Below are 12,120 nucleotides of genomic sequence, written 5' to 3' on the forward strand. Positions count from 1 at the left end.
ACCGCGCCCTTCGCCGCCCGCACGCGCATCGGCAGCAGCGGCTGGAACACCTACAACCGGATCCTCTAGCACCGCGCGGACACCACGGGCTCGGCAGGCTGACGGCCTGCCGAGCCGCTCGTCGCGCCGGAGGGCAGCCGTGCATCCGCTGACCCGGACCCCAAGCGGGCGGGCCCCGGCGACGTGGTCGGCCTGCACACGGCTTTCGGATCCGGCTGAAGGACGTCCGAGTTGGCGTGCGAGATGAGTAGGCGTACTCAGGTGCGTCTGTGGCTGCTGCGGCACGCTGGCGGACATGCAGCGTCATTCAGCGTGGTCGGATGAAGTGAACGATACGGAGCGCGGCGGCTCCGCATTGCGGCGGCGTCTGTCCTGTCTGGTGGTGGCGGTGGCGGTCCTGGCCCTGATGGCGGGCGGCCTGGTCTGGCTGTTGCGGGCCGAGTTGTTCCCTCCGTTCGGGGACGCCCGAGCTTGCGGGGGCAGCGACACGCGACTGCCAGGCGTGATCCGCGCCGGGGGCGCACCGATTCCCGCCGGTGCCTCCGACATCCACTACTTCACCAGGAACGGCGGCGCTGAGGTCACCTTCGTGAGCAACCGGCTACCCGATTACCTCCACAGCGCGGGCGTCCTCCCGGAGGGCAAGCCCCTGTTCGACGAGAAGTACGGCACCAAAGGGGTCGCCGATGACGAGATCGAGCTCCCCGAAGGTCTGTGCGGGTCTCCCCTGCGGGGCCCCGTCTGGATCTACCACTCCACAAGCGCCACCGGTTCGAGCGTCGACGTCATGGTCGAGGTCTCTCCCACCTTCGGAGACGAGTTCCGCTTCCCGGCCCGCACGGTGGTCACCTACAGCCTTTCCTGACGCGCATTCGGGACCGTACGTCGTCGACGCTCATGCAACGGCTGCGGGGCTGTGAGCTCCGCTGGCGCCTTGGGTGAGTGCCTGTTCTGCCTGTGCGAGGCCGCGGATCGCCCGGGTCAGCTGACTCGGAGGGAGCGCGTAGGGCAGTCGGATGTTCCGTTCGAAGGCGCCTCCGATCCCGAAACGCGGTCCGGCCGCGATGGTCACTCCGTAGTCGGGCGCGATGGCGGCCAGCCGTGAGCTGATGGGCTGGGGGAACGTCGCCCAGATCGTCATGCCGCCGGCCGGCTGCGGGGCGTGGAGGCCCGGCAGGTGCTCGGCGAGTGCCTGGCGCAGTGCGTCGCGTTGCGACCTCAGTTGCCGGAGTGTGCCGGGCCGCTGGGTCCGGTCCTCGTTCAGGAGGACGGCCGTGGCGAGTTGCTCGACGACGGGGGTGCCGAGATCCGTGGCGTGACGGGTCTGTTGGACGCGTTCCAGGAGGGCGGGCGTCGCGCGGATCCAGCCGATGCGCAGGCCGCCCCAGATGCTCTTGGAAACCGAGCCGATGCTGATGGCGGTCGGCATGTGGAGCGCGAAGGGTTCCGGGCTCGGTCCGTCCAGGGCCAGGTCGGTCATGGTTTCGTCGATGACTGTGGGACAGGCGAGTCCGAGGCTCTGGCGGACGCTCGTGGGCATGCACAACCCCGTCGGATTGTGGAAGTCGGGTATCAGGTAGGCCAGGCTCGCGATGCGGCCCGCTGCGCGGAGTTGCGCGGTGTCCCAGCCCGAGGACGCCACGCCGACGGGCAGAAGACGAGCGCGTACCTCGGTGAACGTGCTGATCGCGTGCGGGTAGGTCGGATGGTCGATCAGGACCTGGTCGCGTGGTGACAGGAGCGTTCGTGCCAGAAGGGCAAGCGCGTGCTGCGCGCCGTTGGTGATCAGGATGTGGTCGGGCGCCGTGGGCAGGCCGCGCCGCTGGTACCAGTGGGCCACCGCTTCGCGCAGCTCCGCGGTGCCGTTCCGGTCGTAGCCGTGCCGCTCGAAGTGCCGTGGCAGCTGTTCGAGAGCGGCCGCGAACGCGGCGTGGAGGATCTCGACGGGTGCGGGTGGTGCGGCGAAGGACAGGTCGATGGTCGCCGGGTCCGTGCCGGCCTGGCGCTCGGATGGCGTGTCGTCCGGGAGCCGCACGGTCGCCCTGGCGCGCGCCTGTGTGGCGAGGTATCCGTGCTCGACCAGAGTGCGGTACGCCGCACCGACGGTGGTCCTGCTGGTGGAGAGGGCGGTGGCCAGGTCACGCTCGCTCGGCAGGGTCGAGCCGAGCGGGAGACGTCCGTCCAGGACCAGCAGCCGCAGCCTGTCGGAGAGGCGCTGATGCGCCGGACCAGGCCCTTCCTGCCAGGTCCCCAGCATGCGTGCCACCACGTGCGAAGTAATTTTCACCCAGCCAGCCTAACCAATCTGGCTATGGAATCCAGGTCCAGATGCCCCACAGGCTTACGTCATGGCACCTCCCGCTTCCGCTGCGCACACCTCCGTCCCGGTCGGCCACGACCAGCCCGCCCTGACCCGTATGAACGCCTTTGCCCAAGTTCGGGCCGGCCGAAAGGCGCGTCGTATCCCCCAGCTTCTGGTCGGCTTGGTGGGGTACGGGGCCGCCGTGATGACGCTCGTCCAGTGCGGACTGGGAGCAGCAAGCTGGAACGTGCTCACGGAGGGCACCGCCAAGTCCCTCGGCATCTCTTTCGGCTGGACGACCAACCTGATCTCTCTGCTTGTCCTTCTCCTGTGGATTCCCCTGCGGGAACTGCCCGGCCTCGGCACGCTCCTCAACGTCGCCATCGTCGGCTTCGCCGCAGATGCCACCGCCACCGTGCTCCCCCACCCCCAGGGGACACCTGCCGCGATCGGATACCTCGTCCTCGGCCTCCTCGCACTGGCCTTCTTCGACGCGCTCTACCTCGGCGCACAGTTCGGAGCGGGCCCCCGCGACGGCATCATGACCGGGCTCGTCCGGCTCACCCGCCTGCCCATCGCGGCGGTGCGCACCGGCATCGAGATCACCGTCGCCACCGCCGGCTGGCTCCTGGGCGGAACCGTCGGGGTCGGAACCGTGCTCATCGCCCTGTGCATGGGGCCCCTCGTCGGCTGTTTCCTGCCGCGCGTGGCGGTTCGCCTCCCCGCCGCTGCTGCGGACGAACGACACAACCGCCGCATCCGACCCAGGCGCCGGACGATACCGTCCACCAGCGCGTGCGGCTCGGCATCCTCACCGTCGCCGCGCCGGCCTTGGCGATGACGGGCGCAGGGGCCTGGACGGGCGCCTCCGCGGCGATAGTTGGGGTGGGTGCGTTCCGGAACGCACCCACCCCTAGCATGTGTCCCCTCAGACTCCATGGGGGGAGCATGTCCATTTCTTCACGCAGGCGTCCGTACGCCAGACGTGTCCGTCTCATCGCGGCCTGCACGGGCCTGGCAGCCATGGCCGGCATGCTGCTGTCGCACCAGGCGGTTGCCGAAACGGTTCCGCCGAATCCGCCCAAGGCCTTGCCCCGGGCGGATTTCACGGGAGACGGCTTGGGCGAGATCGTGTACCGCCCGTTCACCGGCCGGCTCTGGCTGACGAACCCGGCGGTCAGTCACACGGCGTTCGAGTTCCTCCTCGACGAGGACCTTCCGGGAGAGGTCGCCTTCAAGGACTACGTCCCGGTCGGCGACCAGGACGGCAATGGCGCTCCGGAGCTCCTCGTGGTCTCGGCCGACGGGACGCTCAGGATGGTGCGAACCCAGCCGCACGTGAACGCGGCCTACGTGGGGGAGAGCACCCGTGTGGGGTCCGGCTGGCAGATCTACAACAAGGTGCTGTCGCCGGGCGACCTCAACGGTGACGCCCGGGCGGATGTTCTGGCCCGGACTCCGGGCGGCGATGTGTACTTCTACGCCTCCACCGGAGACGAGGCCGCGCCGTTCGGGCCGCGCATCAAGATCGCCAGCGGCTGGCAGATCTACGACCAGCTGGTCGGTGTCACCGACAACGACGGCGACGGTGTCGGCGATGTCGTCACCCGTACGCCCTCGGGGCAGCTCTTCTTCCACGCGGGAATCGCAGGCGTGACGCCGGCGTTCAAGCCGCCCGCCGCGCTCGGCTCCGGTTGGGGCGTGTACAACCAGATCGCCGGCGGCGACGACTTGGACGGTGACGGCAACGGCGACCTCGTGACCAGAACGGTCGACGGGTCGGTCTACATCTACAAGGGGCTCGGCCAGGGGCGTTTCGCACAGCGGACCCAGGGCACGTGGACAAGCGGTTGGCAGCGGGCAGATGTGATCTTCGGCGCCGGCGGAAATCCCGCCTACGGCAAGTCCCTCATCCAGGCTGTCGGCACCGACGGCAAGCTCTACACGTATCAGTCGCTCGGCAACGGCCTGCTGGCTCCGCGCCGCCAGGCGCCTTCGCCCTACTACTGCAACGTCGCTTCGGGCGTCGGCACGAAGATGTTCGCCCTCGCCTCCGACGTCGGCCTCGACAACCGCCCCGAGATGCTCGCGGTGTGCAAGAACGGCGTGCTGACCAGCGGATCCGAGGGCCAGTACGCCATCGGCAAGGGGTGGGGTATCTACAACGCACTGGTCGGCCCCGGAGACCTCACGGGCGATGGCAAGGGCGACCTGCTCGCACGAGACAAATCCGGCTATCTCTACCTCTACCGAAGCACCACCGGGCAGTTCCCGCCGGCCGTCCCGACCTTCGCCTCCCGGGTCAAGGTCGGCACGGGCTGGGGCGTCTACGACCGGATCGTCGGCGCGGGTGACTACACCGGTGACGGGCGGGCCGACATCGTCGCCCGCACGCCGGCGGGAGATCTGTACCTGTACGCCGGGACGGGCAGCACCTCCGCCCCGTTCAAGCCCCGCCTCAAGGTGGGCCACGGCTGGCAGATCTACAGCAAGCTCGCAGCGATCGGGGACGTGGACGGTGACGGCAGAGGCGACCTCCTCGCAGCCGGCCGCAGCGGCAACCTCTACCGCTACTCCTCGACCGGTGCCGCCACGGGGTCCGGGGCCTTCCGCGCCCGAGTCCGGATCGGCGGTGGCTGGAACATCTACCGCGAACTCCAGTGAGGTTGGCGCGATCTTTGGTCAGTGGCCTGCCTGGGCTGGGGTCGGGCATGGCCAGGGGGCCATACGTCGGCCGCGAATCGGGCTGGCTCCCGCCTGCCCGCAACAAGCCCGATTGGCCCCCTGGTCTTGCTCGGCGTCGGGTCCCGGACCGGGGAGGTCGCCAAAGATCGTGTCGGCGCCGGCCCCGGCCACCGCGGCTCTCCCCTCATGCCACGGGCACCCGGCGGAGCGTGAGCGACGCCGGGTGCCGATGAGGTAGGGAAACCTGTAACAGCCCTGCTGGCGCGGCGGGTTGCGCCCCCAGGATTCGGGCGTGGGGAAGCCGGGGTGGATTGTCGTAGGTGTTGTTGCGTCCAGCGCGTTCTGCTGGGGGACCGCCGGGGCCATCGACATGGGTCTCGATCGATCGTTCAGGCGCGGGCGCTCTTACTACAGCTTTTCTGAGGGCGGGGGTTGGTATGAGTTCGCGTGGTTCGCCGGCTTCGTCGCCGTGCTCGCCTGCGTGTACGAGCTGGCCCACCTACCTGACTGGAAGCCGCTCCTCAGTCTGACTGCGGGATGCGGCGTCGGTGTGGCCTCGGTACTGCTCATGGGCCGGGAGGACAGGCACTGGATTGGCGCTTTTGCGCTGGCGCTGGCTGGTGTCGTGATCCCTCTGACAGGTCTGTGGTGGCACCGGACCCGGCGAGTGCGATTGAGAAAAGCCGAGTCGGCCTGACACCGCGCCCGGAGCCGATCGAGCGGCCCGATCCCCGGCCAGTCCTCCGGGCGTGCTGCGCTGATCTACCGGCATTCGACGCTGGAGCGGCAGAAGGAGATCGCCGCTGCGCTCGATGCTCGCGTGCGGGCTGACCGCAAATCAATCGACGGACACCACGACGGCCCATCGGGCACGCAACGGGCACGGGGAGGGATGAAGAGGTTCCGGACAACGAAGAAGCCCCGGGCTGCCCGCCTGGGGCTTTCTGCTGGAGCGGGTGACGGGAATCGAACCCGCTCTCTGAGCTTGGGAATCACCGGCCGGATCGGCGTCATTGGGCCACTGATCAGGGGAGGCTCCGTGCTTGGTGGCTGGTGCTGCATGTTTGGTTGCCCTGCGATGGACTGCGGCTGACCGTTTGTTCTGCACGGATCTGGCACGAGCTATGTCGTCCGTCCGCTGCGCCGCGAATACGCCGCGCACACAGCCCCTCCGGGATTTTCCGGAGGGGCTGTTCTCGCCGGGCACGCAACCAGCACGCCAACGGGTCCAAGGAGAGAGTGCCACCCGGCTTCCGCAGCGCCTGTCCGCTGCTTGTCCAGGGACGCGTGCGATACCAACTCCCAAGACGTGAGTAAGTACCACCCAGCTGCAGATGGTCGTGTCTCAGCCGATGGTGGTCTTCGTACGGCTGGTGAGCTCGATCGTGCCCGTGACCTTCAGGGCGGTGCCGCTGCCGTCAGCGGGTGTGCCGGTGAGCTCCCAGGTGTAGGTGCCGTCGTTGACGTACCGGCCGTCGCTGGTCCGGCCGTCCCACGAGAACGAGACGGCGGCGGCGTATTCCTTGGCCGAGCCCGTGAACGCTATGCGTCCGTTCTTGTTCCGGATCGTCACCTGGGCGTCGGTGACAGGCTTGGACAGTTGCCAGTCCGCGTCCCACACGGCATCGGTGGCCGATGCGAGGTTGACGGACTGCTCGACCTGTGACTCGATCTCGGTAACAGGGGAGGTGGCGACGTCCGAGTCGACCACGGTGATCTGGGCGTTTTCCTCCTTCGCGTACGCGATGGCGCCGCCGAATCGGTCGGCCTCCACGAGCGGGCCGTTGTACCGGGAGGTGAACGCCTCGATAGTGCGCGGCGCGTCCCCGATCGGGGTGAGGATGAGGCCGCGGTTGTAGTCGTACGCCACCACGTAGCCGTCGCCGAGTGTGCCGCGCGGGACCCACGACCACTGCTGGGTCTGCGTGTTGTAGACGCCGTTACCGTCGCTGATCGACCCCGAGGGGTAGCAATCCCAGTACACCCAGGGCCCGACGGCCTGCATCTGCTGCGGCAGACAGCCGTTGTAGGTGATCGGCTCGGTTTCCGTCGCCGCGCCGGTCTTCAGGTCGACGGCCTTGAGCGTGCCTTCCGTGTCGCCCGGCATCCACAGCTTGGTGCCCCATACCGCGAGCCCGCCCTGGCCCTAGCGGACTCGGACCACCGTCGGTCCGGAGGACGCGTCCAGGTCGACGACGTACTGCCGGTCGTCCAAACCGCGTCCGCTGTCGCCGAACACCACATAGCGGCCGGAGGCCGAGCGCACGGTCGAATAGTGGTTGGAGCCAGTCGGCATCTTCTCGCCGGTCTGCGGGTCCACGGCGGGTACGACGGTCGTCGTGCCGTCCGCCGCCAGCACGACGAGCACCTGGGCGCCGTCCGCGTCGGTCGTGGCGACGACGGTACGGCCGTCTCCGGTGCCGACCGGCTGACGAGAGTCGTAGACGCGCTGTGCCGTCTGGCCGGTGGTCTGCGCGTCCGGGCGCGCGAGCAGTGACCGCTCACCCGCCGATGGGGCGGCGCCGAGGGTGATCTGCCGCTGGAAGAACGCCGGGAGGTACGTGGTGTCGGACTCGGCCGTGACCAGGTGCCCGGCTGTGAGCGACAGCTGCGTGACGTTCCCCTCCTTGGGTGCCACCTCGCGCACCGTCCGCAGCGCGGGCGCCCCGTCGTCGCCGACGGAGACCCGGCGTACCGCCCAGTCCCGGGCCGAGGCGCCACCGGTGATGGCCACGCCGCCGCCGGGGACCTGTGCCATACGCCAGCCCGCGTGCTCCAGCAGGGCCTTGGGTGCGCCGCCGGCGATGGGCAGGGCGATGAGCGGGGCGCCCTGGCGGACCAGGAAGTCGTCCCCGCCCTGGTCGAACTGGCGCGTGGTCAGCAGCCAGTCGCCGATGAGCCCGAGCTGCGGAGTGCCCTCACCGCCCGAACCGAGCTCGACCTTGGTGTCGGCCGCGTCCGGGGTGGCACGAGGGAGTACGCGGGCCGTGGTGTTGCCGCCCTCGGGCGAGTACCAGGCCACGTACGCTTCCGAGAACACGACCTGGGCGTTCGCGCCGGTGGCGCCCGGAAACACCGGGGTGACCTGGGCCGTTGCCAGGTCCAGCAGACCGACACCGCGGGTGCCGTCGGGGTGCGCGTACCAGATCGCCACCGAACGGTCGTCACCGCCAAGCGTCATGGCGTCCTCTGCGACCCAACCGTTCAGCCCGGTGACGAGGGTGTCGGTGAGTTGTCCGTCCGCCATACGCAGCACGTGCAGGACGTCCTTGTTGCCGTCTGCGTCCCGGGTGGCGGCGAGGACGGCGGCGCCGAAGACGCCACGGTAGAAGTGGCCTGCGGGGAGCGTGTACTTGGTGGTGGTACCGGACTCCATGTCCTTCAGCTGCACATGGTTCGGGTAGTCGTAGATCGCTACGACATCCCCGCTGGTGACCGAGACGTGGCTCCCTCCGTCGATCGTGTTGACGTCGTCGTACGGGGACGAGGCGGGCAGGTCGACTGGGGTACCGCCGTCCGGGGTCCAGCGGTAGTAGCCGAGCGCGTGGCTCTGGCCCTTGACCTCCGTGCGCTCCACGACACCGCCGGGGCCTGCGCCGTACACGGGGCTGGCGACAGGCTTGAAGCGGTCCGGAGCCGGGATCGTCAGCGAGGGGGTCTCGGCATGGGCGTCCGACAGGAGGAAGGGCAGGGTTCCGCCGGCGGCTGCGAGGGCCAGGGTGGTGGCAAGTCCGCCGCGTACGAGCAGTCGCATTCGGTTCGGCTTGTGGCGTGTGGCCACAGGGCACCTCCAAAAGGCATGGCAAAGTCGGCCGTTCGACGCGGACACACGGAGGTCGACGCGGAACAGCCCTTGGAAAGGCGCCGCAACCTAACACAGCAGGCAGACAGGACTCGATCAAGCCCGCGAAACGGTCGTGAGCAGCCAAAACGGACCTGCGTGAGTTGTGAAATGGCCCCGAACGATGAAGGTCGGACGGGGCCCTTGAAACTGGGTGCCGTCCCACAGGCGTCGGCTGTTATCGCGCTGACTGGCAAGCGTCGGTTGTCATTCAGTTGTAGCGCAGTTAGACACTCACCGGCCCATGAGCGGCGTCCTAGGGGTCAGCTAGGTTGCACGGGCTGCGCTGATCTATCAGCATTCAGATCTGGAACGGCAGACGGAGGTCGCGGCTGGCCTGGATCGCCTGGTCCGCGAGCGGCAGCAGATGACACGGCATCTGGCACGGGTCTGGCACGAGACGCCTAATCCGGTCTGGACAACAAGGAAGCCCCGGGCTGTTCGCCTGGGGCTTTCTGCTGGAGCGGGTGACGGGAATCGAACCCGCGCTCTGAGCTTGGGAATCCTGATCCCGCCTTCGCACGCTTCGACCTGGCCTGCGGAAACCTGGCTTGTGAGGACCTGCGCAGGCGGAGCGCTGACCCTCATTGACCGAGGCTGTCCGCCTCAGGTGGTGCGTAGGTGGTGCAGTGCTGGCGCAGCAGTCAACGCTCTCGCCTGGTCGTGCGCCCACCTTGGCCCCGCCGTACCGCTCCCGACGTCAGTGGATCCGGATGCTGTCGAGATCACAATGGAGACTGAGCAGGTCACGCGAAGTCAACGGCACACTGTCAGCGGACCGAGCTAACGTTCGATTCATGGCAACAGTCCAACCACTCCCCAGAGCAGACAAGGTGATCTACCCTCATATGAGACGAGGTGGAGGGTGTCTCGCATGGGGGGTTCGCCAGAGGCGGACGGCGGCAAGCGGCCTCGGGCCCAAAACATCAAGGCAGTGCACCCTCGAACCGTCACGAAGATGATGGAGCAGCTCCAAGAGGGGTACGTCTCTAGCGTGGCGGCGAGCGCCGGCTGCTCGGCAGAGGTGATCGGCAAGGACACCTTCGGTGTCGACGTTCAGTTCATTCGCCCTCCGGCTACGCACCTACAGCAGGAGGCCCTGCTCTTCGCGCAACTGAAGTGCACCACGCAGGTCACCCCGGACCGCGATACCAAGGCGTTTCAATACAGGTTCTCGAAGCGGGAGTACTTTGAGGGTCTAGCTGCCCCGCGCTCGTACCCTAAGAAGATTCTGATCGTCATGACGGTGCCACTGGAGCAGCTCACATGGACGGAGGTAGTGAACGGCGGCCTGCTCGTCAAGCGCGAGTGCTACTGGACGCACCTTGAGGGCAAGACGTCGGAACTGGTCAAACCGGTGATCGACGTACCAACGGATAACACTTTTGACGCTAACGCCCTAATCAAAATCATGGAAAGGCAGGACCGGGGTGAGTCGCTTGATGGATGAAATCGAGACCACGATCCCTGAGAATGTCGATCCGAATAGACTCCGGGTGGTCCTTAAAGACCTCGGATGGGAAAACGTCGGGGGTCGAGAGGGCATCTATGCCCGATACGCTCCATCTCCCAAAGAGGGTTCACCTTCAGTCGCGCCAAGCGTCCTAATTCCACTCGACCAAGCAGCCGAAGACTTCCGGCTGTTGATGCGTTCGGCATTGCTTCAATTGTCTCACCAGAGGGATTTTTGGGCGCGTTCGCTTTATCCCAGAATTGCGCTATCATCCTCGGATGAATTTCGCTTCAGGAAAGAATCAAGGGCGCCGAGCGGCTTGATCTCTTGGAGGAGTGGAGAGCGACTTATTGAGTCCGCCCGAAGGACACTCTTGGCCGGCGCTAAGTACTACTTGGGGCCCGAACGTCATTTTGTGAATCGACACGGCAGGTTCGCCAGTCGATACCTAGATCGGGTGCTGATGGGGCAAACGGCACCAGGGAGTTACATCGTCACAGCTTTGGCGCCACCTGATGATCAGGTAAGCCTTAAGCCGTCCGCCGAAGCACTCCCCTCCGCTTGGGATCCAGGTGCAATCCGGCTGCGCACCATCAATGAGGCAGTTGCACACGCCGTGGGAGCCACCGTCGAAGCTCTGCAACACTACCGATCGAGCGGCTCGCTCGCTGGGTTTGAAAGTGGTGTGGTGGATGGCATCTCATATGAGATGACCAACGCAATCATTGGGATTGCCGCAAATGCCGATGAGGCCGATCTCACAATTGAGTGGGACAAGGCGTCGGCACCGCCAGTAAGGCTAGAAAATCACTTCGAATTCCGCGCATCGGATGTCCCGACACTCGCTCAGGCGGCAATCAGGCTTGCCGAGGACCAATCTATCGCTCAGGTTTCGATTATCGGCAGGGTGCATCTGTTGGCCAAAAAACAGGCTGGCAGTCCTGGGGTTTTCGGCGTGGATTCGCTGCAGTCTGCTGGGCCGCGAAAGGTTCGAGTGAGACTGGCGGACGACGAGGATTACCACGAGGCAATTAGAGCCCACGAGGAGGATCTGGCCATTCAGGTGAGCGGTCGCCTCGAAAAAGAAGGAAATCTGAGCTGGCTCTATGACGCCACGGTAATTCGCACTCTGGGTCCCCTCGATGAGTACGAGGCTTCGCGGCGCGCTCGCACAGAGAGCGATAATGATCAACTCGACTTGTTTTGACCTGATAGCCGCCTTGGACATGCCAATGTCCTACGAAGGGGGCCCGCAGGGAGTCTGCCGAGCATGAAACGCCGAAGATGATGAAGGCTGCCACACAGAAGGCAGCGCCCCGGATGTCTAGTTGCGGCGACTAGCTCGGCCTTTGCCCGGCCGCCCTAGCGCAGACACGTCGGTCGCTCGTTGTGCGGGACATCGACGTGTGTCAGCGCGGCTGTGCCCATCGCTTCACGCCAGAGCGCAATCCCCTGAATGACGATCGAGCCGGCAGCCGCCGATGCAGGGGGTCGCGCACCGATGGAGGGAGCGGTCGGCGGGTGCGTCAAACACTCATATTTGTGTCGGGGGCCCGACATATGCTCGCCTACACGACCGACTATAGGGGGGAGCCATGGACACCGACCGCGAGGGCCATGACGACGACGATGAGTTTCCGCAGATGAGGGACGACGACGTCGACAACGTCGGCCCCTCGGGACTAACCGTGGGAGAGTTGGCGGCCCTCTCTGGCGGACTCGCGAGCATGGGGTCCGTTCTGGCGAGCATGCCCGGTCTAGATCTGGAGCGCTTGGCGAGGCCGATCGAGGGCTTGATCCCTGCTCTGGAGAACATGCCGTTCCTGGACGCGGAGCGCT

10 protein-coding genes and 1 pseudogene are annotated in these 12,120 nt (G+C 66.7%); 8 read left to right on the forward strand and 3 right to left on the reverse strand.

Annotated elements, in window-relative coordinates:
* The first annotated feature begins 325 nt into the window (after positions 1-325).
* Positions 326-865, forward strand: coding sequence for a hypothetical protein (locus ACFV3E_RS04350; protein WP_500533315.1), 540 nt, complete (start codon positions 326-328; stop codon positions 863-865).
* A 30-nt stretch (positions 866-895) separates the two neighbouring features.
* Here ACFV3E_RS04350 and yczR read toward each other — a convergent pair whose 3' ends face one another.
* Positions 896-2,287 (reverse strand): MocR-like transcription factor YczR, encoded by a 1,392-nt coding sequence (gene yczR / locus ACFV3E_RS04355; protein WP_500533316.1) that lies wholly within the window; start codon positions 2,285-2,287, stop codon positions 896-898.
* Positions 2,288-2,348: 61 nt separating this feature from the next.
* Here yczR and yczE point away from each other — a divergent pair, with 61 nt between their 5' ends.
* The 3 genes from yczE (at position 2,349) to ACFV3E_RS04370 (ending at position 5,684) form a co-directional block, all read left to right on the forward strand.
* Positions 2,349-3,143 carry a membrane protein YczE gene (yczE, locus tag ACFV3E_RS04360; protein WP_500533317.1) on the forward strand — a complete coding sequence of 265 codons (795 nt, stop codon included), beginning with the start codon at positions 2,349-2,351 and terminating at the stop codon, positions 3,141-3,143.
* Positions 3,144-3,421: 278 nt separating this feature from the next.
* Positions 3,422-4,966 (forward strand): FG-GAP repeat domain-containing protein, encoded by a 1,545-nt coding sequence (locus tag ACFV3E_RS04365; RefSeq protein ID WP_500533318.1) that lies wholly within the window; start codon positions 3,422-3,424, stop codon positions 4,964-4,966.
* A 313-nt stretch (positions 4,967-5,279) separates the two neighbouring features.
* Positions 5,280-5,684, forward strand: a complete 405-nt coding sequence (locus ACFV3E_RS04370; protein WP_500533319.1) for a hypothetical protein — start codon at positions 5,280-5,282, stop codon at positions 5,682-5,684.
* A 648-nt stretch (positions 5,685-6,332) separates the two neighbouring features.
* Here ACFV3E_RS04370 and ACFV3E_RS04375 read toward each other — a convergent pair.
* Together ACFV3E_RS04375 and ACFV3E_RS04380 are read right to left on the reverse strand one after the other, a co-directional pair.
* Positions 6,333-7,094, reverse strand: a complete 762-nt coding sequence (locus tag ACFV3E_RS04375; protein WP_500533320.1) for a FlgD immunoglobulin-like domain containing protein — start codon at positions 7,092-7,094, stop codon at positions 6,333-6,335.
* Between the two features lie 39 nt (positions 7,095-7,133).
* Positions 7,134-8,741: a hypothetical protein gene (locus ACFV3E_RS04380; RefSeq protein WP_500533321.1), complete on the reverse strand. Its 1,608-nt coding sequence runs from the start codon at positions 8,739-8,741 to the stop codon at positions 7,134-7,136.
* A 364-nt stretch (positions 8,742-9,105) separates the two neighbouring features.
* Here ACFV3E_RS04380 and ACFV3E_RS04385 point away from each other — a divergent pair.
* From ACFV3E_RS04385 to ACFV3E_RS04400, 4 genes and pseudogenes are all read left to right on the forward strand, one after another.
* Positions 9,106-9,183 (forward strand): annotated as a pseudogene (locus tag ACFV3E_RS04385) (integrase); the annotation flags it as partial.
* A 603-nt stretch (positions 9,184-9,786) separates the two neighbouring features.
* The gene (locus tag ACFV3E_RS04390) at positions 9,787-10,278 is read left to right on the forward strand and encodes a DUF4365 domain-containing protein (protein WP_500533322.1); all 492 of its coding nucleotides are present in this window, start codon (positions 9,787-9,789) and stop codon (positions 10,276-10,278) included.
* Complete coding sequence (locus ACFV3E_RS04395) at positions 10,271-11,488, forward strand: hypothetical protein (RefSeq protein ID WP_500533323.1); 1,218 nt, start codon at positions 10,271-10,273, stop codon at positions 11,486-11,488. Before ACFV3E_RS04390 ends, ACFV3E_RS04395 begins: the two co-directional genes overlap by 8 nt.
* Before the next feature lie 388 nt (positions 11,489-11,876).
* Positions 11,877-12,120, forward strand: a 244-nt coding sequence (locus tag ACFV3E_RS04400) for a hypothetical protein (protein WP_500533324.1), incomplete at its 3' end; no start/stop codon positions are given.

It is taken from the genome of Streptomyces sp. NPDC059718 (genome assembly GCF_042733315.1).
GTDB lineage: Bacteria > Actinomycetota > Actinomycetes > Streptomycetales > Streptomycetaceae > Actinacidiphila.